We start from the raw sequence: 25,095 nt of genomic DNA on the forward strand, positions 1-25,095 counted from the left end.
GGGATCAGAAGTTGAGCGTGCGCTTGTCGACAGCGAGCGCGGCTTCCTTCGTGGCTTCCGACAGCGACGGGTGCGCATGGCAGATGCGCGCGATGTCTTCGGCGCTCGCCTTGAACTCCATCGCCACCACGGCTTCGGAGATCAGTTCGCTGACCTGCGGGCCCACCATGTGCACGCCCAGGATCTCGTCGGTCGTGGCATCGGCCAGGAACTTGACCATGCCGGTCGTGTCGCCCAGCGCGCGTGCGCGGCCGTTCGCGAGGAACGGGAAGGTGCCGGCCTTGTAGGCGCGGCCTTCGGCCTTGAGCTGCTGCTCGGTCTGGCCGACCCATGCGATCTCGGGGTGCGTGTAGATCACCCACGGAATCGTGTTGAAGTTGACGTGCCCGTGCTGGCCGGCAATGCGCTCGGCCACGGCAACGCCCTCTTCCTCGGCCTTGTGCGCGAGCATCGGGCCGCGCACCACGTCGCCGATCGCCCACACGTTGGGCAGGTTGGTCTTGCAGTCGCCGTCCACGGTGATGGCACCGCGCTCGTCGAGCGCCAGGCCCACGGCGTCAGCGGCCAGGCCGATGGTGTTGGGCACGCGGCCGATCGACACGATCAGCTTGTCGACGTCCAGCACCTGGGCTTCGCCCTTGGCGTTGGTCCAGGCGATCGAGACGCCCTTCTTGCCCGACTTGATCTCGCCGACCTTCACGCCCAACTCGATCTTCAGGCCCTGCTTGTCGAAGGCCTTCTTGGCTTCCTTGGCGATCTGTTCGTCCACTGCACCAAGGAACGTGGGCAGCGCTTCGAGCACTGTCACTTCGGAGCCGAGGCGACGCCAGACCGAGCCCATTTCGAGGCCGATCACGCCCGAGCCGATCAACGCGAGCTTCTTGGGCACTGCGCCGATGCGCAGCGCGCCATCGTTCGACAGGATGTTCTCTTCGTCGAAGGCCGCACCCGGCAGCGCGCGGGCGTTGGAGCCCGTGGCCACGATGATGTGCTTGCCGACGATGGTTTCCTCGGCGGCGCCCGCCACCTTGATTTCGTAGCCGCCTTCGGCAGCCTTCACGAACGAGCCACGGCCGTGGAACGACGTGATCTTGTTCTTCTTGAACAGGTAGGTGATGCCGTCGTTGTTCTGCTTCACGACCTGGTCCTTGCGGGCCAGCATCTTGCCGATATCGAGTTCCAGGCCCGACACCTTGATGCCATGGTCCGCGAAGCCGTGGCCGGCGTGCTCGAAGTGCTCCGACGATTGCAGCAGCGCCTTCGAGGGAATGCAGCCCACGTTCGTGCAGGTGCCGCCGAGCGCGGGACCGCCCTTGGCGTTCTTCCACTCGTCGATGCAGGCCACGTTGAAGCCGAGTTGCGCCGCACGGATCGCGGCGATGTAGCCGCCGGGGCCGCCGCCGATGACGATGACGTCGAATTGTTTGCTCATAGGGTTTCCGTTTCAGTTGGCGGACGCGTCACTGGATTGGCATCCTTCGCGGAACCCGCGGAACCGGCTTTGCCGGGCCGCAGGTGTTGCCCCCGGTAGGGGGTTGGCGAAGCGACACGAAGTGCGCGCAGCCTGGGGGTGAGTCAGATGCCGGTCAGATATCGAACAGCAGGCGCGACGGATCTTCCAGCGCTTCCTTCATCGCGACCAGGCCCAGCACGGCTTCGCGGCCGTCGATGATGCGGTGGTCATAGCTCATGGCCAGGTAGTTCATCGGACGGATGACGATCTGGCCGTTCTCCACCACAGCGCGGTCCTTGGTGGCGTGCACGCCGAGGATGGCCGACTGAGGCGGGTTGATGATCGGCGTCGAGAGCATCGAGCCGAAGGTGCCGCCGTTCGAGATGGAGAACGTGCCGCCGGTCATCTCTTCGATGCCCAGCTTGCCGTCTTGCGCCTTCTTGCCGTACTCGGCGATCTTCTTCTCGATGTCGGCAAAGCTCATCTGGTCGGCGTTGCGCAGGATCGGCACGACCAGGCCGCGCGGCGAACCGACGGCGATGCCGATGTCGAAGTAGCCGTGGTACAGGATGTCGTTGCCGTCGACCGAGGCGTTGATCACCGGGTACTTCTTCAGTGCGTGCACCGCGGCCTTCACGAAGAAGGACATGAAGCCGAGCTTCACGCCGTGTTCCTTGATGAAGCTGTCCTGGAAGCGCTTGCGCAGTTCCATGACGGGCGCCATGTTCACTTCGTTGAAGGTGGTCAGGATCGCGTTGGTCGACTGCGACTGGATCAGGCGCTCGGCGATGCGGGCGCGCAGGCGGCTCATCGGCACGCGCTGTTCCGGACGCTCTCCGAGGTCGGACGAACCGACCGGCGAGGCGACCTGCGGCAGTGCGGGCTTGGCAGCCGGTGCGGGGATGGCGGCAGCGGCAGGCTTGGCGCCCGAAGCCACTGCACCGAGCACGTCGCCCTTGGTCACGCGGCCGTCCTTGCCGGTGCCGACAACGTCGCCGGTCTTGAGGTTGTTGTCGGCCAGCAGCTTGGCGGCGGCGGGCATGGCAACGTCCGACTTCGAACCGCCGGTGGCGGCGGCAGCGGCTGCCGGAGCAGGCGCGGCAGCAGCCGGAGCAGCGGCAGCAGGTGCTGCAGCCGGGGCAGCGGCGCTGGCCTTGCCTTCGGTGTCGATCTTGGCGATCAGCTGATCCGCCACCACGGTGGCGCCATCGGGCTGCACGATTTCGGCCAGCACGCCGGCCGAGGGGGCGGGCACTTCCAGCACGACCTTGTCGGTCTCGATCTCGATCAGGATTTCATCGACGGCGACGGCTTCGCCGGCCTTCTTCTTCCAGGTGAGCATGGTGGCTTCGGCCACGGATTCGGAAAGCTGGGGGACTTTGACTTCTACGATAGACATTTGGAGGTTGCTCCGTATTTTTCTTGAGGGTGTTCGTGTGAAAAGAGGCTTGTATTACTTGGTCAGCACGAAGCCCTTGAGCTTGCCAAATGCGCCATCGACGAGCGCCTTCTGCTGTTCCTGGTGCAGGTGCGAATACCCGACCGCCGGCGATGCCGAAGCGGCACGGCCGGAGTAGCCGAGCTTTTGGCCTTCCTGCATGTTTTCGTGGATGTAGTGCTGCACGAAGAACCAGGCGCCCTGGTTCTGCGGTTCGTCCTGGCACCACACCACGTCCGTGAGGTTCGGGTACTTCTTGATCTCGGCGGCAAAGGCCTTGTGCGGGAACGGGTAGAGCTGCTCGACGCGGATGATCGCCACGTCGTCGTTGCCCTGCTCCTCGCGCTTCTTGGCCAGGTCGTAGTAGACCTTGCCCGAGCAGGCGATCAGGCGCTTGACCTTCTCTGCCTTCAGACCCTTGCTGTCGGGAATGACGGTCTGGAAGCTGCCCTTGGTGAACTCGGACAGCGGCGAGGTCGCGTCCTTGTTCCGCAGGAGCGACTTGGGCGTCATGATGATCAGGGGCTTCCGCAGGTTGCGCACCATCTGGCGGCGCAGCACGTGGAAGATCTGGCTGGCGGTGGTGGGCTGAACCACCTGCATGTTGGTGTCGGCGCTCAGCTGCATGAAGCGCTCCAGGCGTGCCGAGCTGTGCTCGGGGCCCTGGCCTTCGTAGCCGTGCGGCAGCATCATCGTGAGGCCGTTGACGCGGCCCCACTTCACTTCGCCCGAAGCGATGAACTGGTCGATCACCACTTGCGCGCCGTTCACGAAGTCGCCGAACTGGGCTTCCCAGATGACGAGCGTGTTCGGGTCGTTCGAGGCGTAACCGTATTCGAACGCGAGCACGGCTTCTTCGGACAGGATCGAGTCGATCACGACGAACGGTGCCTGGTTCTCGGCCACGTTCTGCAGCGGCGTGTAGGTGCCTTCGTCGAACTTCTCGCGGTTCTGGTCGTGCAGCACGGCGTGGCGGTGCGTGAACGTGCCGCGGCCCGAGTCTTCGCCCGACAGGCGCACCGGGTAGCCGCTGGCCACCAACGAGGCGAAGGCCATGTGCTCGCCCATGCCCCAGTCGACGTTGACGTCGCCGCGGCCCATGGCGGCGCGGTCGTCCAGCACCTTCTTCACCAGCGGATGCACGGTGAAGCCTTGCGGCACGGTGGTGATCTTCTCGGCCAGGCGCTTCCACTCGGACGACGGAATGGCGGTGTCGCCGGCGTCGGTCCACTTCTTGTTGAGGTACGGGCTCCAGTCGACGGCGTACTTGCTCTTGAAGTTGGTGAGCACCGGATCGACGGTGTTCTTGCCTTCGTCGAACGCGGCGCGCTGCGCCTTGACCATGTCATCGCCGAGCGTGTCGCCCAGGCCCTGAGCGGCCAGCTTGTCGGCGTACAGCTTGCGCGTGCCGGGGTGCTGGGCGATCTTCTTGTACATGAGCGGCTGGGTGAGCGAGGGCGTGTCCTGCTCGTTGTGGCCCAGCTTGCGGAAGCAGATGATGTCGACAACCACGTCCTTCTGGAATTCCATGCGGAACTCCAGCGCGAGCTGGGTGGCGAGCACCACGGCTTCGGGGTCGTCGCCGTTCACGTGCAGCACCGGCGCATCGACCATCTTGACGATGTCGGTGCAATACAGCGTCGAGCGGCTGTCGCGCGGGTCGCTGGTGGTGAAGCCGATCTGGTTGTTGATGACGATGTGCACCGTGCCGCCGGTGGAGTAGCCACGGGTTTCGGCCAGCGCCAGCGTTTCCATCACGACGCCCTGGCCTGCGAAGGCGGCGTCGCCGTGCACGATCACGGGCAGCACCTGCTTGCCCAGCGGGTCGGCGCGGCGGTCCATGCGGGCGCGCACCGAGCCTTCGACCACGGGGTTCACGATTTCAAGGTGCGAGGGGTTGAACGCAAGGCTCAGGTGCACCGGGCCGCCGGGGGTGGTCACGTCCGAGCTGAAGCCCTGGTGGTACTTCACGTCGCCGCTGGGCAGCTCTTCGGGGGCGGTGTGGTCGAACTCTGCGAACAGGTCGGCCGGCATCTTGCCGAGCGAATTGACCAGCACGTTCAGGCGGCCGCGGTGGGCCATGCCGATCACGATTTCCTGCACGCCCTTGACGCCGGCCTGGGTGATCAGTTCGTCCATCGAGACGATGAAGCTTTCGCCGCCTTCAAGCGAGAAACGCTTCTGGCCGACGTACTTGGTGTGCAGGAAGCGCTCGAGGCCTTCGGCCGCGGTCAGGCGGTTGAGCACGTGCTTCTTCTGCTCGGCGCTCAGCTTCGGGTTGGTGCGCGCGCTTTCGAGCTTCTGCTGCCACCAGCGCTTGTGGTTCTGGTCGGTGGTGTACATGTACTCGGCGCCCATGGTGCCGCAGTACGTTTCGCGCAAGGCATTGAGCAGGTCGCGCAGCGACATGGTCTCCTTGCCGAAGAAGGTGTTGCTGGTGTTGAACACCGTCTCGAGATCGGCATCGGCGAAGCCGTAGAACGAGGGCTCGAGTTCCGGAATGGCCGGGCGCTCGGCGCGCTTCAGGGGATCGAGGTCGGCCCAGCGTGCGCCGACGTTGCGGTAGGCGGCGATCAGCTGCTGGACGGCGGTGCGCTTGCGACCGAGTTCGGAGTCGGCGCCGCTGGCCTGCACGACTTTGGTCGTGCCCTGCTTCGCGCGTTCGGCGAAAGCATTGATGACCGGCAGGTGCGGGACGTCACGGGTGTTGGTGCCGTCGGCGGCGGGAACGTTCTGCAGGGCGTCGAAGTACGAACGCCAGTTGTCGGGAACGCTGCCGGGGTTGGAGAGGTAGTTTTCGTACATCTCCTCGACATAGGGCGCATTGCCGCCGAAGAGGTAGGTGTTGCCTTGATAGGCGGTGTACGCCGTGGGCGTAGAGGAATCGCTCATGATCCGCTGACCTTCGCTTCCCTGAAGGAAGCACTAGCTGGTTTAAGAAACCTTCCGCGACACGGCTGAACCGGTTGGCGGATGCGACTGTGGCTGGGGAAGGGCCTGAGTACCTTGGCATTGTGCCACGTCAACCATATGACGTCGCGATGGGGGTGTGCAACCCCCATCGGGGAGATATCAGCCCCGATCGAGTAACTGTTTGATCTGCTGCAGCGTGGCGGGGTCGTCGATGGTGGTCAGGTCGCCCGGGTCGCGCTGCTCGCACACGGCCTGGATGGCGCGGCGCAGCAGCTTGCCGCTGCGGGTCTTGGGCAAGCCAGAGACGAAGCGCACGCGGGCGGGTCTTGCAAGGGCACCGAGCTGATCGGCCACCACTTTCATGATCTCGCCTTCGAGCTTCAGCGCCGCCTCGGCATCGGTCGCCGCGCGCCCGTCCTTCGGCACGACGAAAGCCATCGCCACCTGCCCCTTGAGCGCGTCGGCCACGCCGACCACCGCGACCTCGGCCACGTTGGCGTGGCCCGAAATGCTCTCCTCGATCTCGCGCGTGCCGAGCCGGTGGCCCGCCACGTTGATCACGTCGTCGGTGCGGCCCAGGATGTAGAAATAGCCATCCGCATCGCGAATGCCCCAGTCGAAAGTCGAATAGACCATCTTGCCGGGCACGCTCTTCCAGTAGGTGTCGACGAAGCGCTTGTCGTCCTTCCACACGGTCTGCATGAAGCCGGGCGGCGTCGGGCCCTCGACCACGACCACGCCCTTCTCGTTCGGCCCCGTCAGTTCCTCGCCGGTCGATTCGTGAAGGATCTTGATGCGGTAGCCGTACATCGGAACGCCCGGGCTGCCGAACTTGCTCGGCTTGGCTTCCACGCCATTGGCGATGGTGATCATCGGCCAGCCCGATTCGGTCTGCCAGTAGTTGTCGATGATCGGCACGCCAAGGCCTTCGCTGATCCAGCGCGCGGTCGGCTCGTCGAGCGGCTCGCCCGCGAGGAACAGCGCGCGCAGGGTCGAGAGGTCATATTTCTTCAGCAGCGCCGGGTCTTGTTTCTTGAGCACGCGCACCGCGGTGGGCGCGCTGAACATCACCGTCACCTTGTACTTCTCGACCAGGCGCCACCAGATCCCGCCGTCGGGCTGCTGGTCGATGCCCTGGGTCGGCAGGCCCTCGTACATGATGGTCGCCATGCCGGCGATCAGCGGGCCGTAGACGATGTAGCTGTGGCCCACGACCCAGCCGATGTCGCTGGTGGAGAAGTACGTTTCGCCGGGCCGGCCGTCGAAGATGTGCTTCATGCTTGCGGCCAGCGCCACCGCGTAGCCGCCCACGTCGCGCTGCACGCCCTTGGGCCTGCCGGTGGTGCCGCTCGTGTAGATCGTGTAGCTGATGTCGGTGGAGGCCAGCCATGCGCAGGGCACTTGCGCATCGATGTGCTTCTGCCGCAGTTCGCTGGCCAGATGGTCGCGGCCAGCGACGAGCTCCATCGGCGCGAGGCCGCGGTCGGCAAGGAGGACGGCCGCCGGCTTGTACTTCGACAGCCGGATCGCCTCGTCGAGCAGCGGCTTGTACGCGATGACCTTGCCGCCGCGCGAGCCGGCATCGGCGCTCACGATCACCTTGGGCTCGGCGTCCTCGATGCGCGTGGCGAGCGAGCCGCTCGCGAAACCGCCGAACACCACGCAGTGGATCGCCCCGATTCGCGCGCAGGCCAGCATTGCGAAGGCGGCCTCGGGAATCATCGGCATGTATATCAGGACGCGATCGCCCTTCCCCACGCCCAGTTCGACCAGGCTGGCGGCGGTGCGCTGCACCTCTGCGTGCAGCTCGCTGAAGCTGTAGCTCTTCTCGAAGCCGGTTTCGGTGGAAACGAAGATCAGCGCCGGCTGGTCGCCGCGCGCGGCCAGATGCCGGTCGACCGCGTTGTGGCACAGGTTCGTCGTGCCGCCGACGAACCAGCGCGCGAACGGCGGCTGGCTGGCGTCGAGGATCTGCTCTGCGGGGGTCTGCCAGTCGATCAGCTTGGCCTGTTCGGCCCAGAAGGCCTCGGGCGCATCGACGGATTGGCGATAGAACTCTTCGTAGCGGCTCATCTGGACTTGTCTCCTGTTATTCATTCCATTCCGGCTGCCTCGCCGAAACTGAATTCATAATTATGGAGACCGATCTTGCAACAAGCTGACGGCCGGAACAATCCGGCCGCGCCCTGCCTTGCAGGCCGCGATGCGGCTATCGAACCAAGGCGAGCACTTCAGGAAATGCGGGATGTTCCGCGGTGCGCAGCCACTCGAAGGCGACCATCTCGGTCGTCACGAGTTCGGCACCGGCGCCGGCCAGCCGGTCGAAGGCGGCGTCGCGATTGCGCTCGGTGCGCGAGCCGCAGGCGTCGGTGACGACCCAGACCTCGAATTCGTCTTCCAGCAGGTCGAGCGCGGTCTGCAGCAGGCAGACGTGGGCTTCGCAGCCGGCGATCACGATGGTATTGCGTTCTTCGGCCGCGGCGGCCGGCTTCTGCAGATGCTTCGGAAGGCTGCGGGCATTGCCCTGCGGCGCCTTGGCCGGCACGCGCAGCCATTCGCCCAAGCCCTCTTCCACGCCGCTGAAATGCATCTTCGGCAAGGTGCGTTGGCACAGCGCGCGGATGTCGGGCACGTTCTCGCCCAGCTTGGAAGGGTTGTGCTCGGTGCCGAACACCGGCACCTCGAACAGCCGCGCCAGCTTGCCCAGCCGCACCGCGTTCTGCGCGACGGATTCACTCTCGAAGATCGCCGGCATCAGCCGCGCCTGGTAGTCGACCAGAACGAGTTGGGAGAGCGAGGCGTCGAGCAGCATGAACGGGATCTTTCAGGTATCGGTTGAATTGGGCTGAACCGTACCACCGAAAAGATCGGGTTGGCCCGCCTCGACCGGTTCGCCGGCATCTTCATTCATCGCCGGTGCGGCGGAACGCTGCGTCAGTTGCGCCAGATAGGTCTTGAACAAGGCATCGGCCGACTGCCGGAACATCCGGATGCGGCCGGTGTGCTGCATCAGCAGCAGGCCGACGCCGTGCGCGAAAAGGGCCGTGTTTTCCCGCAGCGCGAGGGCGTCGTCCAGGCCCATGGCGAGCAATGCGTCTTCGCAGGGGCGCAGCGCGTCGTAGAGGCGGTCGTTCAGTTCGTGGTCCAGCTCGCTGGTCAGCCCGCGGGGGCGCATGCCGTGCACCAGATAAAAGCCGAGATCGAGGTCGCGCGGGTTCGCCGCGTAGAAGTCGAACCAGGCCTGGGCTTTGGCCGCCAGGGTCTTGTCGGGCCGGCTTTTAGACACGTTCGCCTCGGCCACCGCGGCCTGCAGGCGCATCAGCGATTCGTCGAGCAGCGCGGCGTAGATCGCCTCCTTGCTCTCGAAGTACGAATAGATGGCGCCCGGTGTATAGCCGGCCTTCTTTGCGATCTCCCGGATGCTCGCGCCCTCGATTCCCGCTTCCGAAAACACCGTGCGGGCGGCGTCGAGCACCAGGGCACGACGGGCGTCGGTGAGGGTCTGGCGGCGTTGGAGCTTGGCGTGCATGGGGGGCACTATAAGTCTCGGATTACGCTCCGGTTCAAATTTTTTAACATTGATATAAAAAATAAACAATGTTCAAATATTTGTGCCGACGATCAAAAAACACGGAGACAAACGATGAACGCCCCGCTCCCCGCCAGCCTCATGTCCGGCGCCGACTACCGCGAATCGCTGCGCCGCTACAGCCCCAACGTGTTTGTCGATGGCCGCCGCGTCGACAGCGTGGCCGACGAAGCCGCCTTCCAGCCCGGCATCAATGCCATCGCCCTCACCTACGACTACGCGCTGAAGACCCAGTACGAGCCCCTGATGACCGCCGTGCAGCACACCAGCGGCAAGCGGGTGAACCGGCTCTCGCATATCAACACCAGCTCGGGCGACCTGCTCAACAAGCTGGAGGCCGTGCGGCTGGTCTGCCAGGAAACCGGCTGCGCCCAGCGCTACCTGACGCACGACGCGCTCAACGCCATCGCCCAGGTGTCGGCGCGCATCGACGACGCGCGCGGCAGCACCGAGCACACCGCGCGCTTTCACGAGTACCTGCACCGCGTGCAGGACCAAGACCTGACCCTGGGCGTCGCCATGACCGATGCGAAGGGCGACCGCAGCCGCCGGCCGCACGAGCAGGCGAACATCGACAGCTACCTGCACGTGGTCGAGCGCAATGCGCGCGGCATCGTGATTTCGGGCACCAAGGCCATCGTGACCGGCGCGCCTTATGTGCACGAACTGCTCGTCATGCCCTGCCGGAACATGGGCCGCGAAGATGCCGACTTCGCCGTGTGCTGCGCCGTGCCGCTCGACGCACCCGGCCTCACCATCGTCGCGCGACCGGCAGGCCGCCCTGGCGAAAAGCTCGAGCATGGCGATGCCCTCTTCAGCCGCAAGTACGGCCAGAGCACCGGCGTGTGCATGTTCGACAAGGTCTTCGTGCCCTGGGAGCGCGTCTTCTACGCCGGCGAATGGGAGCATTCCGGCCACCTCACCTACAGCTACGCCACGCACCATCGCCACAGCTGCATCGGTGCCCGCGCCGGGTTCGGCGACCTGCTGATCGGTGCCGGTGCTCTGATGTGCGAGGCCAACGGCTTCGACCCCGGAAAGGAAAGCCACCTGCGCGAGCAGATGGTCGAACTCATCACCATCACCGAGAGCTTCTTCGCCTGCGGCGTGGCGGCCAGCGTCTACGGCAAGGCCGACGAACACTGCGAGGTTTTCATGCCCGACCCGGTGTTCAGCAACATCGGCAAGCTGCTGCTGGCGACAAAGATCTACGACATGCACCGCATTGCGCACTACGTGAGCGGCGGCCTGATCGTCACCCTGCCCGGCCCCGACGAAGACCACAACCCCGAAACCGCCGCGCGTCTTTCGGACGTGCTGCGCGCCAACCCGGCGATTCCCTACGAGCAGCGCATCGAAACGGCCCGCTTCATCGAAGACCTCACCGCCGGCTACCAGGGCGGCTGGTACAGCGTGATCAGTCTGCATGGCGGCGGCTCGCCGGCGGCGATGAAGCAGGAGATCTGGCGCAACTACCCGGTCGGCTCGAAGGTCGAGCTGGTCGAGCGCATCCTGGAACGCGGCATCGCGGCAGATGGCTCGCCGGCAGCAGCGCCGCACGATCCGGCACGCGCCATCACCAGGAACCGCCAGCCCGGCAAATGCTGCGACACCGGCTGCACCACGCCCGGCCAGCCGGTGATGGTCGAACTGCCGGTGTCGCTGCGCATCTAGACTCCGGCGAATGCGAATTCTTCTGGCTGCTCTTTTCGCGACTGTTCTGGCCACCGGCTGCGGCGGCCTGCGCACGGCCAAGGTTCCTCTGGATACCAAGCTCGAAAAAAGCACCTGCACACCGAACGCCGACACGCTCGTTGTGATGCTGCCCGGCGCGTACTCGCACCCCGACGAGTTCGTGCGCGAAGGCTTCGTCAGCGCCCTGAACGACAACCGGCTCGCGGTGGATGTGATGCGGGTCGACGCCCACCTCGGCTACTACAACAGCAAGACCATCCTCGAGCGCCTGAGCCAGGACGTGATGGCGCCGGCGCGCAGCCAGGGCTACAAGTCGATCTGGATCGTCGGCATCTCGGTCGGCGGCTTCGGCGGATTGCTCTATGCGCAGACGCACCCCGGCGAGCTCGCGGGCCTCGTCACCCTTGCGCCCTACCTCGGAGAACGCGGCCTCAGCACCGACATCGCGAATGCCGGCGGCATCGCACGCTGGACCGGACCGCTGGGCGCCCCACCCGGCAGTGACCCGCGCACCCCGAACGAAACACAGCTCTGGCAATGGCTGCGCGGCTACGTCGGCACCACCGCCACCTTCGGCGCGCGGCCGCCGCTCTATCTTGGGTACGCGCTCGACGACCGCTTCGCCTTCAGCCACCGGCTGCTGGGGGCCGCGCTGCCTTCGGATCGCGTCTTCACGACGGAAGGCGGCCACGACTGGCCCGAGTGGACGCGGCTCTGGCGCCGCATGCTGCCGACCCTGCCGCTGCCGGGCTGCCCCGGCTGAAGCACAGCCTCAATTCGGACGCAGGCGCAGCAGCTTGCCGTCGGCCTCGTCCGTCAGCACGTAGAGCAGGCCATCGGGCCCCTGCTTCACGTCGCGGATGCGGGCTTTCCCATGTGCCAGCAGCTTGTGCTCGGCGACCACCTTGCCGTCCTTGAGTTCGATGCGGTCGAGGTAGCCGAACTTCAGCGAGCCCACGAAGAGGTTGCCCTTCCAGCCGGCGCCGTAGCGATCGCTCGTCAGGAACGCCATGCCCGATGTCGCGATCGATGGCACCCAGTAGTGCAGCGGCTGCTCCAGGCCGTCCTTGGCCGTGATGCCGTCGCCAATCTTCCCGCCCCCATAGTTCTCGCCATAGGTGATCACCGGCCAGCCATAGTTGCGGCCAGCCTGCGGGACGTTGATTTCGTCGCCGCCCTGCGGGCCGTGCTCGGTCATCCAGAAGCGGCCGTCGGGCGCGAGCGTAGCGCCCTGCCCGTTGCGGTGGCCATAGCTCCAGATCTCGGGCAGCGCGCCTGCCTTGCCGACGAAGGGGTTGTCCTTCGGCACCGAGCCATCCTTGTTGACGCGCACCACCTTGCCCAGGTGGTTGTCTAGCTTCTGTGCATCTTCCTTGCGGCTGAAGCGATCGCCCAGTGTGAGGAACAGCGTGCTGTCGCGCGCTTCGACGATGCGGCAACCGAAATGCGCGCGGCTCGCCACCTTGGGTTTTTGGCTGAAGATGATCTTCAGGTTTTCGAGCCGGGCGCCGTCGGTCGACAGCTGCGTGCTCGCCAGCGCGGTGCTGTTGCCGGAACCGCCGGCTTCGGGTTCGGAGAAGCAGAAGTACAGCGTGCGATTCTTGTCGAAGCCGGAGTCGGCCAGCACATCGAGCAATCCACCCTGGCCGCCGGCCGCGATGGCGGGTAAACCAGCAATGGGCGCGTTCACCTTGCCGTCCGCATCAATCAACCGCAGGCGTCCCGGACGTTCCGTGACCACGTAGCGGCCGCCCGGCAGGAAGGCGAGGCCCCATGGGTTCTCCAGGCCCGACGCCAGGATTTCGGACCGTGCTTGCGCCAGAGCGAGGCCGCAAAATCCGAATCCGGCAATGACCGTGGCACGGCGCGCAAGGCGAAAGGCCGCCTGAATTTGCAAGTTCATGTCTTTTCCGAAGAGTTGGCACGATCTTGACGATAAATAGCGCCCGAATCCAGACTGTTGGCCATTTCACCTTGGTCACGAGGGCCCATTCGAAACGAACCGCTTATGGCGCATAAAGATCGACCGTTACATTTTTTCTTAGGCGAGATCGAAAAACTTCAAGCAAATCAACGATTTGCAGCCATATTCGCTAATCCGGATTAAATTGACATAACCGCGCGTCATCAATATCCTACGCGCCATGCGTTTTTTCGTCCTACCCGCGTCCCTCCTCTTTGCCGTCGCTGTTCATGCAGCCCCTCAACAGGACCGACCCGATGACGAATTGGCCGGCTTGCTCGCAGACAAGGGCCTGATCAGCCAGCTCAAGCAGGTCCGTCAAACAGTCACCGAACGAACTTCCGACCTGGTGGTGACTGCCATCGGTTTCCTCGGAGTTCCTTACCGCCGCGGCGGTAACACGGCGGAATCCGGTTTCGATTGCAGCGGCTTCGTCCGCGCGATGTACAACCAGACCGTCGGCCACATGCTCCCCCGCCGCGCCGAAGAGCAAGCCGCCGCCACCGAAAAAATCGATCGCAGCCAGCTCAAGCCCGGCGACCTCGTGTTCTTCAACACCATGCGCCGCGCCTTCAGCCATGTCGGCATCTACGTCGGCGAAGGCAAGTTCATTCATTCCCCCCGCTCCGGCGCGCAGGTTCGTGTCGAAGACATGAACGGTAGCTACTGGCAGCGCCGCTTCGACGGCGCCCGCCGCGTGCTCGGCGGCGCAGTACCGACCGAAGAGATCAAGGCCGCAGCGGCCAACGCCCGCACCGGCGACGACTGATCGCCCTCCCCGCATCCAAGACGAAAAAATCCCGCCGCGGCGGGATTTTTTGTGGGCGCTCGATGGCGCCCCTGGCCGATCAGGCCGCCTTCTTTGCTGGCGGCAGGTCGGTGCAAGTGCCGTGCGCCACTTCCGCCGCCATGCCGATGCTTTCGCCCAGCGTCGGATGCGGATGGATGGTCTTGCCGATGTCGATCTCGTCCGCACCCATCTCGATGGCCAGCGCGATCTCGCCGATCATGTCGCCCGCATGCGTGCCGACGATGCCGCCGCCCAGGATGCGATGCGTCTCGGCGTCGAACAGCAGCTTGGTGAAGCCCTCGTCGCGACCGTTGGCGATGGCGCGGCCCGAAGCGGTCCACGGGAAGTGGCCCTTCTTGACCTTGATGCCTTCGGCCTTGGCCTGGTCTTCCGTGAGGCCGACCCACGCCACCTCGGGGTCGGTGTAGGCGACGCTCGGGATCACACGGGCGTTGAAGGCGGCGCTGGAGAGCTCCTTGTCGCCCTTCTGCTCGCCGGCGATCACCTCGGCCGCCACATGGGCCTCGTGCACCGCCTTGTGCGCCAGCATGGGCTGGCCCACGATGTCGCCGATGGCGAAGATGTGCGGCACGTTGGTGCGCATCTGGATGTCGACCGGAATGAACCCACGATCGCTCACCGTGACGCCGGCCTTCTCGGCGCCGATCTTCTTGCCGTTGGGGCTGCGGCCCACGGCCTGCAGCACCAGGTCGTACACCTGCGGCTCCTTGGGCGCGTTCTCGCCCTCGAAGGTGACCTTGATGCCTTCCTTCGTGGCTTCGGCGCCGACCGTCTTGGTCTTCAACATGATGTTGTCGAAGCGCGGTGCGTTCATCTTCTGCCAGACCTTCACCAGGTCGCGGTCGGCGCCCTGCATGAGACCGTCGAGCATTTCGACCACATCGAGGCGCGCGCCCAGCGTCGAATACACCGTGCCCATTTCGAGGCCGATGATGCCGCCGCCCAGCACGAGCATGCGCTTGGGGTCGGTGCCCATTTCGAGCGCACCGGTGGAATCCACGATCCGCGGATCGCCCTTGGGCATGAACGGCAGGCTGACCGACTGCGAGCCGGCCGCGATGATCGCGTTGCGGAATTTGACGGTCTGCTTCTTGCCGGTGGTGTCCCAGCTGGTGCCGGAGGTTTCTTCGACTTCCAGGTGGTACGGATCGATGAAGTTGCCCACGCCGCGCAGCACCGTCACCTTGCGCATCTTGGCCATGGCCGTGAGGCCGCCGGTGAGCTTGCCCACCACTTTGTTCTTGTGGCCGAGCAGCTTGGCGCGGTCGACCGTGGGCGCGGCGAAGCTCACTCCCAGGTCGGCGAAGTGCTTGACCTCGTCCATGACCGAAGCCACGTGCAGCAGCGCCTTCGAGGGGATGCAGCCGACGTTCAGGCACACACCGCCGAGGGTGGCGTAGCGCTCGATCAGCACGACCTTCAGGCCCAGGTCGGCCGCGCGGAAAGCTGCCGAATAGCCGCCGGGGCCGGCGCCGAGCACGATCACGTCGCACTCGACATCGACCTTGCCGCCATAGGTGGATGCGACAGGCGCTGCGGCCGGAGCTGGCGCAGGTGCCGCGGCCTTGGGCGCAGGAGGCGCTGCGGCAGGCGCCGGCGCAGCGGCGGCCGGAGCAGCAGCCGCGGCAGCCCCCTCCACCTCCAGCGTCAGCACGACCGAGCCTTCCTTGACCTTGTCACCCACCTTCACGGCAATGGCTTTCACCACGCCGGCCGCAGACGACGGAATCTCCATCGAGGCCTTGTCCGATTCGACCGTGATCAGCGACTGCTCGGCCTTGACCGTGTCTCCGACATTGACCAGCACCTCGATCACCGCGACTTCGTCGAAGTCGCCGATGTCGGGCACCTTGATTTGTTGTTCGCTCATTTGGACACTTTCAGTTTGAGTGTGAGAACGTCGACCGGTGGGGCCGAATTGCGATCGAATTCGCAGGCGGCGGCGATCCCCGCCTCCGCCACGTCGCGCGCGCTGCGCGACTTGATGTCATAGGCCGCGTGCATGGCGCCGAGCGCAAAGCTGCGTCCCGAACCGATGGCCCAGAACTCCTTGAACTCGAACACCTCGCGGTAGCTGTAGATGCCGTAGATGCCGCTCTGGTTGGCCATCAGCATCGTGAACTGGCTCGACTCGTAGGGCTCGTGGTCGTCTTCCTTGGTCTGCATGAAGAACGAGTCCTTGAGCACCGGATGCAGCATCGTGAAGGTGCGGAAGATTTCGTGCTTGCTGCCGAACAGGAGCTTCTCGCGCTCCTGCGCGGCCAGCGCGTGCTGCAGCACCAAAAAATGGGCCGCGGCGCCGGCCATGGCGAACAGGCTGGTGCCCGCCGCGTCCTCGACGGTGAAGATCTTCTGGTTCTTCTCGGCGCGGTGCGAGAGCCGCGTGTCGCCGAAGGTCACCAGTGAATCGGCTGCCATCGTGACCTGGCCGCCTTTGCGGACGGCCACTACGGTGGTCATAGCAGGATTCGACGGTAGTCCGCGAGCACTTGCCCAAGGTAGGCGTTGAAGCGCGCAGCCAGAGCCCCGTCGATCACGCGGTGGTCGTAAGACAGCGACAGCGGCAGCGTCAGGCGCGGCACGAACTGTTTGCCGTCCCACACCGGTTTCATCTGGCCCTTGGAGAGGCCGAGGATGGCCACTTCGGGGGCGTTGATGATGGGCGTGAAGTGCGTGCCGCCGATGCCGCCGAGCGAGCTGATCGACATGCAGCCGCCCTGCATGTCGGCCGAGCCGAGCTTGCCGTCGCGCGCCTTCTTGGCGAGCTCGCCCATCTCGGCGCTGATCTGCAGAATGCCCTTCTTGTCGGCATCTTTCAGCACCGGCACCACGAGCCCGTTGGGCGTGTCCGCCGCGAAGCCGATGTTGAAGTACTGCTTGTAGACGAGCTGGTCGCCATCCAGGCTGGCGTTGAAGTCGGGGAATTTCTTCAGCGCCGCGACCACCGCCTTGATCACGAAGGCCAGCATCGTGACCTTCACGCCCGACTTTTCGTTCTCCTTGTTGGTGGAGACGCGGAAGGCCTCGAGCTCGGTGATGTCGGCTTCGTCGTTGTTGGTGACGTGCGGAATCATCACCCAGTTGCGGTGCAGGTTCGCGCCGCTGAGCTTCTTGATGCGCGATAGGTCCTTGCGCTCGACCGCGCCGAACTTGGCGAAGTCGACCTTGGGCCACGGAATGAGGCCCAGCGCCGCGCCATCCGCGCTGCCACCACCGGCCGGCGCCTTGGCCGCCGAGGCCTTGGTGCTGGCCTGGCCGCTCATCACGGCCTTGGTGAAGCCCTGGACGTCTTCCTGCGTGATGCGGCCCTTGGGACCGGAGCCCTTGACCTCTTCGAGCGGCACGCCGAGTTCGCGGGCGAACTTGCGTACCGACGGCGAAGCGTGCGGCAGGTTGGCGCTGGGCGCCGTGGTGGGATCGTGCGGTGCAGCGGCGGCTGCCGGGCTTGCGGCCGGCGCCGGCGAAGCAGCGGCCGGCGCGGGGGCGCTGGCGGTTGCCGCGGCCGGGGCTGCTGCGGCAGCTTGCGCAGGCGCGGGTGCGGCAGCACCTGCCGAACCTTCCAGGATCGCGATCAGGTCACCGATGTTGACCGTGTCGCCGACCTTGACCTTGAGCTCCTTCAGCACGCCGGCACCCGACGACGGAATCTCCATCGAGGCCTTGTCCGACTCCACCGTGATCAGCGACTGGTCGGCCGCGATCGTGTCGCCGGGCTTGACCAGCAGTTCGATGACCGCGACGTCCTTGAAATCGCCGATGTCCGGCACCTTGATCTCGACCGGTCCGGAGGCTGCTGCGGGCGCGGCAGCCGGTGCAGGCGCCGTGGCTGCGGGTGCCGGAGCGGCAGCCGCAGGAGCCGGAGCTGCTGCAGGCGCGGGGGCCGGTGCGGCGGCGGCACCTTCGGCCTCCAGCACGAGCACCACCGAGCCCTCTTTCACCTTGCCGCCGATCTCGACCTTGATTTCCTTGACCACACCGGCCGTCGAAGAAGGAATCTCCATCGACGCCTTGTCCGATTCCACCGTGATGAGCGACTGCTCGGCCTTGACCGTGTCGCCCACCTTCACCAGCACCTCGATCACCGCGACTTCATCGAAATCGCCGATGTCCGGCACCTTCACTTCCACTGCTGCCATATCGTTGTCTCCCGCCGCGAGGCGCCGTTCGTTCGTTGGTTGTTGATGTTCAAGCGTAGAGCGGGTTGACCTTGTCGACATTGATGCCGTACTTCTTGATCGCTTCCACCACCTTGGCCACCGGCACGGTGCCATCTTCGCTCAGCGCCTTGAGCGCGGCCACCACGATGTAGTGACGATTGATCTCGAAGTGTTCGCGCAGCTTGTTGCGGAAGTCGCTGCGGCCGAAACCGTCGGTGCCCAGCACCTTGTAGGTGCGGCCCTTCGGAATGAAGGGGCGGATCTGTTCCGCATAGGCCTTCATGTAGTCGGTCGATGCGACCACCGGGCCGGTCGTGGGCGCGAGTTGCTCGGCCACGAAGGGCACGCGCGGGGTCTGGTCGGGGTGCAGCAGGTTCCAGCGGTCGGCGTCCTGGCCGTCGCGGGTGAGCTCGTTGAAGCTCGGGCAGCTCCACACGGAAGCCGACACGCCCCAGTCCTTCTCGAGCAGCTCTTGCGCCGCGAAGCTCTCGCGCAGGATGGTGCCGCTACCGAGCAGTTGCACGGTCGGCGCTTCCTTGCTGCCCTTGGCGGCCTTGACCACCGGCCCCTGCTTGGACAGGTACATGCCCTTGATGATCTGCTCTTCGGTGCCGGGCTGCAGGCCTGGCATCGCGTAGTTCTCGTTCAGCAGCGTCAGGTAGTAATAGACGTTGTCCTGCTTCTCGACCATGCGCTTCAAGCCATGGTGCAGGATCACGCCGACTTCGTGCGCGAAGGTCGGGTCGTAGCTCACGCAGTTCGGGATGGTGTTGGCCAGGATGTGGCTGTGACCGTCTTCGTGCTGCAGGCCTTCGCCGTTGAGCGTAGTGCGCCCCGAGGTGCCGCCCAGAAGGAAGCCGCGCGCCTGCATGTCGCCGGCCGCCCAGGCCAGGTCGCCGATGCGCTGGAAGCCGAACATCGAGTAGTACACGTAGAACGGCACCATGATGCGGTTGTTCGTGCTGTACGAGGTGGCCGCCGCGATCCAGCTGGACATGCCGCCGGCCTCGTTGATGCCTTCCTGCAGGATCTGGCCGGCCTTGTCTTCCTTGTAGTACATGACCTGGTCTTTATCGACCGGGGTGTACTGCTGGCCTGCGGGGTTGTAGATGCCGATCTGGCGGAACAACCCTTCCATGCCGAAGGTGCGGGCTTCGTCCACCAGGATGGGCACCACGCGCGGACCGAGCGCCTTGTCGCGCAGGAGCTGCGTGAGGAAGCGAACGTAGGCCTGCGTCGTCGAGATCTCACGGCCTTCGGCCGTGGGTTCCATCACCGACTTGAAAGTCTCGAGCGAGGGCACCGTGAAGCTCTCGTCGGCCTTGGTGCGGCGGTGCGGCAGGTAACCGCCCAGGGCCTTGCGGCGCTCGTGCAGGTACTTCATTTCCGGGGTGTCGTCAGCCGGCTTGTAGAACGGCAGGTCGGCGATCTGGCTGTCCGGGATCGGGATGTTGAAGCGGTCGCGGAAGGCCATGATGTCCTCGTCGCTCAGCTTCTTGGTCTGGTGGACGTTGTTCTTGCCCTCACCGATCTTGCCCATCCCGAAGCCCTTGACCGTCTTGATCAGGAGCACCGTGGGCTGGCCCTTGTGCTTGACGGCCGCGTCGAAGGCCGCGTAGACCTTCTGCGAGTCGTGGCCGCCGCGGCGCAGCTGCCAGATGTCGTCGTCGCTCATCTTGGCGACCATCTCCAGCGTGCGCGGATCGCGGCCGAAGAAGTGCTTGCGTACGTAGGCACCGTCGTTGGCCTTGAACGACTGGTAGTCGCCGTCGTTCGTCTCCATCATGATCTTGCGGAGGGCCCCTTCCTTGTCGCGTGCTATCAACTGGTCCCAGCCGCTGCCCCAGATCAGCTTGATGACGTTCCAGCCCGAGCCGCGGAATTCGCCTTCCAGTTCCTGGATGATCTTGCCGTTGCCGCGCACCGGGCCGTCCAGGCGCTGCAGGTTGCAGTTGATGACGAAGACAAGGTTGTCCAGGCCTTCGCGCGCTGCGAGGCCGATGGCGCCCATCGATTCGACTTCGTCCATTTCGCCGTCGCCGCAGAACACCCAGACCTTGCGGTTCTCGGTGTTGGCGATGCCGCGGGCATGCAGGTACTTGAGGAAACGAGCCTGGTAGATGGCCATCAGCGGTCCGAGGCCCATCGACACCGTGGGGAACTGCCAGAACTCGGGCATCAGCTTCGGATGCGGGTAGCTGGAGAGACCCTTGCCGTCCACTTCCTGGCGGAAGTTGAGCAGTTGCTCTTCGGTCAGGCGGCCTTCAAGGTAGGCGCGGGCGTAAATGCCGGGGGAGACGTGGCCCTGGATGTAGAGGCAGTCGCCGCCGTGGTTTTCGCTCTCGGCGTGCCAGAAGTGGTTGAAGCCGGCGCCGAACATGTTCGCCAGCGAGGCGAAGGAGCCGATGTGGCCGCCGAGGTCGCCGCCTTCAGGGGGATGGTGACGGTTGGCCTTGACCACCATCGCCATCGCGTTCCAACGCATGTAGGCGCGCAGGCGCTCCTCGATCTCGAGGTTGCCGGGGCAACGCTCTTCCTGATCGGGCTCGATGGTGTTGACGTAGGCGGTGTTGGCAGAGAACGGCTTGTCGATGCTGTGCTGCCGGGCATGTTCGAGCAGCTGCTCGAGAAGGAAGTGGGCCCGCTCCGGACCCTCGCTCTGGATGACGGAGGACAGTGCATCCATCCATTCACGGGTCTCCTGGGCGTCCGCATCGTTTGCGGCCGAGCCGAACAGGTTCTCGGGATTTGCCGACATGCTTGTCTCTCCTTTTAGGGCTGTGGCTGTAATTTAGTGCGCTCTGCAATAAACGCGGGCGAGTTTCGCATAGAAATCCCGTTATTTCAAATGGCGCATGATGATTTCTTATTGTGATATTTTTTGTGAGTTTCCAAGCCGAACGCGACCGCAACCGGATCAATGGCACTGGCGCTTTTCCGTCAGCTCTCAAGGGGCAATCCCCTAAACTCGCCGGATGCCCCTCTCCTCCCCGCTGGCGGTTGCCCGCAGTGCCGTGAATGCCTCGCCGCTCTCCTGGTGGCGCCGCTGGTGGCGTCGACAAACGCCGGTCCTGCAGGACGCGGTCGCCATGCTCGCGCCGATGGCGGCAGTGCTGCTTTTCCTCGCGGCCATCGTTTCCGCTTTCTGGTATCTGCGAACCGAGGAAGTCGAGCGCGAGCAGGAGTCGGTACGCCGCGACGTCGAATACGCCCAGCAGCGCATGCGCCTTCGGTTGCTGGAGCGCCAGGAACAGTTGATGCGCATTGCGCGCGATGCGTCCAACCGCGAGATCGACCCGACCGAGTTCACGAGCCGCGCCGAATCGCTCGTGAGCCAGTTCCCCGAGTTGCAGACCATCACCTGGATCGACGACCGCCGCCGCTTCAAGGCCGGCTATGCGGCGCCCAGCGTGCATCCCGCGCAGCAGCACCTGATCGGCGACGTGCTGCGGCCCGGCGACATCGAAAGCAACTACGCCCTGGCGCGCGAACTGCGCCAGCCGGTGTATTCGCAACCCGTGGCCGGCGGCGATCCGGCCGCGATGCTGCAGTTGCACATTCCTCTTTTCGATCAGGGCCTGTTCGCGGGGGTGGTGCTCGGCGAGTTCTCGGTCGATGGGCTGCTGCGCTACGGCATGCCTTCTGAAGTGCAGGCGCGCTACGCGGTCTCGCTGCTCGACGCCAAGGGCAACGTGATCGCCGGCAACACGACCAACCTGAAGGACAGCGGCACGCGGCTGCTGCCCTGGTCGGAGCGCACCAACGAATACGAGGTGCCCGTGTCCCCCGTCGGCAATGCGCTGATCCTGCGTGCGCAGGCTTACCGCACCTCGCAGGGCGTGGTGGGCAACGGCCTCTTCTGGCTGGTCTGCGCGCTCAGCGTGCTCACGAGCTGGATGCTGATCGGCACCTGGCGCCACACGCGCCGACGGCTGCAGGCCCAGCAACGCCTGGTCGCCGAGACGAATTTCCGCCGAGCAATGGAAAACTCCATGCTGACCGGCATGCGCGTGCTCGACCTGCAAGGCCGCATCACCTACGTGAACGCCGCGTTCTGCGCGATGACCGGCTGGAGCGAAGCCGAACTGGTCGGCCAGTCGCCGCCCTTTCCCTACTGGCTGGAATCCGACCGCGAAGTGATGAACGAGCGGCTCGAAGAAGAGCTGCACGGACGCGCCCTCCCCGGCGGCTTTCAGGTACGCGTGAAGCGCAAGAACGGCAGCGTGTTCAACGCCCGCCTCTACGTCTCTCCACTGATCGATGCGCGCGGCCATCAGACCGGCTGGATGACGTCGATGACCGACATCACCGAGCCGACGCGCATCCGCGAGCAGTTGTCGGCGTCGTACGAACGCTTCACCACGGTGCTCGAGGCGCTCGATGCGGCGGTGTCGGTCGCGCCCATCGGCAGCGAGGAACTGCTGTTCGCCAACAAGCTGTACCGCCTCTGGTTCGGCTCCGACACCGTGGGCCACTTGGGCATGGTGGCGCAGGCCGGCGTGCCGGCGTCGAACGCGCACGACGAGGGCCTGGACGACGTGGACCCGTACGCCGGTCTTCCCATCGACACGCTCACCGCCGCGCAAGCCGCCAACAACGAAATCTTCGTGCCGCACCTCGGCAAATGGCTCGAAGTGCGCTCGCGCTACCTGACGTGGGTGGACGGCCGTCTTGCGCAACTCGTGATCGCCACCGACATCACGCCGCGCCGCGATGCCGAGGAGCAGGCAGCCGCGCAGGCGGACAAGGCCCAGGCCGCGAGCCGCCTGATCACGATGGGTGAAATGGCATCGAGCGTGGCACACGAACTCAACCAGCCGCTCACGGCCATCACCAACTACTGCAACGGGATGATGTCGCGCATCAAGGGGCAGACGATCGACACCGAGGCGCTGCTTGCAGCGCTGGAGAAGACATCGAAGCAGGCCCAGCGCGCCGGCCAGATCATTCAGCGCATCCGCTCTTTCGTGAAGCGCAGCGAACCGAACCGCACGCCTGCCGACGTGGCCACCATGGTGAGCGAAGCCGTCGAGCTCGCGGGCATCGAGCTGCGCCGCCGCAACGTGCGCCTGAACCACTACGTGGCCGCGCGGCTGCCGGTGGTGCGGGTCGATCCGATCCTGATCGAGCAGGTGATGGTCAACCTGCTGAAGAACGCGGCCGAATCCATCGACCTCGCCGACCGGCCGCTCGCGCGCCGCAGCGTCGAGCTGCGCGTGCTGCCCAAGACCATCGAGGGGCAGAACGCCATCGAGTTTTCGGTGCAGGACACGGGCAAGGGCCTGTCGCCCGAAGTCATGGACCGGCTGTACGAAGCCTTCTTCTCCACCAAGCCCGAAGGCATGGGCATCGGGCTGAATCTGTGCCGCACCATCGTCGAGTCGCACCGCGGCCGGATGCAGGCGGAGAACATCTACAATGGCCCGGATGTGATCGGATGCCGTTTTTCCTTCTGGATTCCGGTGTTGGACGCTATCAGTTCCGTAGCTAGCGACGAGGCAAAGGTACCTGCATGAGTTTGATTCCGAAGAAGGGCACGGTCTATGTCGTCGACGACGACGAAGCCGTACGCGATTCGCTGCAATGGCTGCTCGAAGGCAAGGACTACAGAGTCCGCTGTTTCGATTCCGCCGAATCCTTTCTCTCCCGATACGACCCGCGCGAAGTCGCCTGTTTGATCGTCGACATCCGCATGGCCGGCATGACCGGCCTCGAATTGCAGGATCGGTTGATCGAGCGGCGCTCCCCGCTGCCGATCGTGGTCATCACCGGTCACGGCGACGTGCCGATGGCGGTCGACAGCATGAAGAAGGGCGCGATGGATTTCATCCAGAAGCCTTTCAACGACGAAGAACTCGTCACGCTGGTCGAGCGCATGCTCGAACATGCGCGCGGCGCGTTCACACAGCACCAGCAGTCGGCCAGCCGCGACGCGCTGCTGTCCAAGCTCACCGGCCGTGAGGCGCAGGTGCTCGAGCGCATCGTCGCCGGCCGCCTGAACAAGCAGATCGCCGACGACCTGGGCATCAGCATCAAGACGGTGGAGGCGCACCGCGCCAACATCATGGAAAAGCTCAACGCCAACACCGTGGCCGATCTGCTGAAGATCGCGCTCGGCCAAGCGGCCCCTGCTGCCAAGGCCTAGACGCTATCTCCGCTATAGCGATGCATATCCCTCACGCCTGCGCAAGCGGGCGTTTTTACTTGGAAAATCGAAACCGATGACCGCCCAACTGATCGACGGCAACGCCCTCGCCAAAACCATCCGCGCCGAAGTCGCAGGCCGCACCGCCGCACTCAAGGCCCGTGGCGTGAACCCGGCTCTTTCCATCATCCTCGTGGGCGAAGACCCGGCCAGCCAGGTCTACACGAAGCACAAGGTCAACGACAGCACGCAGACGGGCCTCGAGGCCACGCTGGAGACCTACCCCGCCGACATGACCGAGGCCGACCTGCTGGCCCGCGTCCGCGCCCTCAACGACGACCCCGAGGTGCACGGCATCCTGGTTCAGTTGCCGCTGCCCAAGCACATGGACAGCCAGAAGGTCATCGAGACCATCTCGCCCGCCAAGGATGTCGACGGCTTCCACGTTGCCAGCGCCGGTGCGCTGATGACCGGCGCTCCCGGCTTCTGGCCCTGCACGCCGCACGGCTGCATGAAGATGCTCGAAGCGATCGGCTACGACCTGCGCGGCAAGCATGCGGTGGTCATCGGCCGCAGCAACATCGTCGGCAAGCCGATGGCCATGATGCTGCTCGCCAAGAGCGCCACCGTGACCATCTGCCACAGCGCCACGCAAGACCTGGGCGCCATCACGCGACAGGCCGACGTGATCGTCGCCGCCGTCGGCAAGCTGAACCTGCTCACGGCCGACATGGTGAAGCCCGGCGCCGTCGTCATCGACGTCGGCATGAATCGCAAGGCGGACGGCAAGCTGGCAGGCGACGTCGATTTCGACGGCGTGAAGGAAGTGGCCGGATGGATCACCCCCGTACCCGGCGGTGTCGGCCCGATGACCCGCGCCATGCTGCTCGCCAACACCCTTGAAGCGGCCGAACGCGCCGCCAAGTAACTT

General features: G+C 65.1%; 17 protein-coding genes. 6 read left to right on the forward strand and 11 right to left on the reverse strand.

Annotated features, from left to right (window positions below; genetic code table 11):
* Nucleotides 1-4: 4 nt before the first annotated feature.
* The 6 genes from lpdA (VARPA_RS18550) to VARPA_RS18575 form a co-directional block, all read right to left on the reverse strand.
* Nucleotides 5-1,432, reverse strand: coding sequence for a dihydrolipoyl dehydrogenase (gene lpdA, locus VARPA_RS18550; protein WP_013542127.1), 1,428 nt, complete (start codon nucleotides 1,430-1,432; stop codon nucleotides 5-7).
* Between the two features lie 154 nt (nucleotides 1,433-1,586).
* Entirely contained in the window at nucleotides 1,587-2,852 is a 1,266-nt protein-coding gene (odhB, locus tag VARPA_RS18555) for a 2-oxoglutarate dehydrogenase complex dihydrolipoyllysine-residue succinyltransferase (protein WP_013542128.1), read from the reverse strand.
* 54 nt (nucleotides 2,853-2,906) lie between these two features.
* Nucleotides 2,907-5,783: a 2-oxoglutarate dehydrogenase E1 component gene (locus VARPA_RS18560; protein ID WP_013542129.1), complete on the reverse strand. Its 2,877-nt coding sequence runs from the start codon at nucleotides 5,781-5,783 to the stop codon at nucleotides 2,907-2,909.
* A gap of 180 nt (nucleotides 5,784-5,963) precedes the next feature.
* Nucleotides 5,964-7,901 carry a propionate--CoA ligase gene (locus VARPA_RS18565; RefSeq protein WP_080559397.1) on the reverse strand — a complete coding sequence of 646 codons (1,938 nt, stop codon included), beginning with the start codon at nucleotides 7,899-7,901 and terminating at the stop codon, nucleotides 5,964-5,966.
* Between the two features lie 112 nt (nucleotides 7,902-8,013).
* Nucleotides 8,014-8,616 carry an isochorismatase family protein gene (locus tag VARPA_RS18570; protein WP_013542131.1) on the reverse strand — a complete coding sequence of 201 codons (603 nt, stop codon included), beginning with the start codon at nucleotides 8,614-8,616 and terminating at the stop codon, nucleotides 8,014-8,016.
* A 12-nt stretch (nucleotides 8,617-8,628) separates the two neighbouring features.
* The gene (locus tag VARPA_RS18575; RefSeq protein WP_013542132.1) at nucleotides 8,629-9,333 is read right to left on the reverse strand and encodes a TetR/AcrR family transcriptional regulator; all 705 of its coding nucleotides are present in this window, start codon (nucleotides 9,331-9,333) and stop codon (nucleotides 8,629-8,631) included.
* A 114-nt stretch (nucleotides 9,334-9,447) separates the two neighbouring features.
* On the opposite strand from VARPA_RS18575, the gene VARPA_RS18580 reads away from it, so the two are divergent.
* Together VARPA_RS18580 and VARPA_RS18585 are read left to right on the forward strand one after the other, a co-directional pair.
* Entirely contained in the window at nucleotides 9,448-11,067 is a 1,620-nt protein-coding gene (locus tag VARPA_RS18580) for a 4-hydroxyphenylacetate 3-hydroxylase family protein (protein WP_013542133.1), read from the forward strand.
* Between the two features lie 10 nt (nucleotides 11,068-11,077).
* The gene (locus VARPA_RS18585; RefSeq protein WP_013542134.1) at nucleotides 11,078-11,851 is read left to right on the forward strand and encodes an alpha/beta fold hydrolase; all 774 of its coding nucleotides are present in this window, start codon (nucleotides 11,078-11,080) and stop codon (nucleotides 11,849-11,851) included.
* A 9-nt stretch (nucleotides 11,852-11,860) separates the two neighbouring features.
* Here VARPA_RS18585 and VARPA_RS18590 read toward each other — a convergent pair whose 3' ends face one another.
* Nucleotides 11,861-12,991: a PQQ-dependent sugar dehydrogenase gene (locus VARPA_RS18590; protein WP_013542135.1), complete on the reverse strand. Its 1,131-nt coding sequence runs from the start codon at nucleotides 12,989-12,991 to the stop codon at nucleotides 11,861-11,863.
* Nucleotides 12,992-13,232: 241 nt separating this feature from the next.
* On the opposite strand from VARPA_RS18590, the gene VARPA_RS18595 reads away from it, so the two are divergent.
* On the forward strand, nucleotides 13,233-13,820 hold the full coding sequence (locus tag VARPA_RS18595; protein WP_013542136.1) for a C40 family peptidase: 588 nt from the start codon (nucleotides 13,233-13,235) through the stop codon (nucleotides 13,818-13,820).
* A 79-nt stretch (nucleotides 13,821-13,899) separates the two neighbouring features.
* Here VARPA_RS18595 and lpdA (VARPA_RS18600) read toward each other — a convergent pair whose 3' ends face one another.
* The 4 genes from lpdA (VARPA_RS18600) to aceE are packed head-to-tail and all read right to left on the reverse strand — an operon-like array spanning nucleotide 13,900 to nucleotide 20,777.
* Nucleotides 13,900-15,732, reverse strand: coding sequence for a dihydrolipoyl dehydrogenase (gene lpdA, locus VARPA_RS18600; protein WP_013542137.1), 1,833 nt, complete (start codon nucleotides 15,730-15,732; stop codon nucleotides 13,900-13,902).
* Nucleotides 15,729-16,322 (reverse strand): MFS transporter, encoded by a 594-nt coding sequence (locus VARPA_RS18605; protein WP_013542138.1) that lies wholly within the window; start codon nucleotides 16,320-16,322, stop codon nucleotides 15,729-15,731. The genes lpdA (VARPA_RS18600) and VARPA_RS18605 overlap by 4 nt, the downstream gene beginning before the upstream one ends.
* Nucleotides 16,319-17,998 carry a dihydrolipoyllysine-residue acetyltransferase gene (gene aceF, locus VARPA_RS18610; RefSeq protein ID WP_013542139.1) on the reverse strand — a complete coding sequence of 560 codons (1,680 nt, stop codon included), beginning with the start codon at nucleotides 17,996-17,998 and terminating at the stop codon, nucleotides 16,319-16,321. Before aceF ends, VARPA_RS18605 begins: the two co-directional genes overlap by 4 nt.
* Nucleotides 17,999-18,047: 49 nt before the next feature.
* Nucleotides 18,048-20,777 carry a pyruvate dehydrogenase (acetyl-transferring), homodimeric type gene (aceE, locus tag VARPA_RS18615; protein WP_013542140.1) on the reverse strand — a complete coding sequence of 910 codons (2,730 nt, stop codon included), beginning with the start codon at nucleotides 20,775-20,777 and terminating at the stop codon, nucleotides 18,048-18,050.
* Nucleotides 20,778-20,994: 217 nt separating this feature from the next.
* On the opposite strand from aceE, the gene VARPA_RS18620 reads away from it, so the two are divergent.
* From VARPA_RS18620 to folD, 3 genes are all read left to right on the forward strand, one after another.
* Nucleotides 20,995-23,535 (forward strand): PAS domain S-box protein, encoded by a 2,541-nt coding sequence (locus VARPA_RS18620; RefSeq protein WP_013542141.1) that lies wholly within the window; start codon nucleotides 20,995-20,997, stop codon nucleotides 23,533-23,535.
* Nucleotides 23,532-24,164 (forward strand): response regulator transcription factor, encoded by a 633-nt coding sequence (locus VARPA_RS18625; RefSeq protein ID WP_012747279.1) that lies wholly within the window; start codon nucleotides 23,532-23,534, stop codon nucleotides 24,162-24,164. The genes VARPA_RS18620 and VARPA_RS18625 overlap by 4 nt, the downstream gene beginning before the upstream one ends.
* Before the next feature lie 76 nt (nucleotides 24,165-24,240).
* Nucleotides 24,241-25,092 (forward strand): bifunctional methylenetetrahydrofolate dehydrogenase/methenyltetrahydrofolate cyclohydrolase FolD, encoded by an 852-nt coding sequence (folD, locus tag VARPA_RS18630; RefSeq protein ID WP_013542142.1) that lies wholly within the window; start codon nucleotides 24,241-24,243, stop codon nucleotides 25,090-25,092.
* Nucleotides 25,093-25,095 lie beyond the last annotated feature (3 nt).

The organism is Variovorax paradoxus EPS (assembly GCF_000184745.1).
In the GTDB taxonomy this organism is placed as follows: domain Bacteria; phylum Pseudomonadota; class Gammaproteobacteria; order Burkholderiales; family Burkholderiaceae_C; genus Variovorax; species Variovorax paradoxus_C.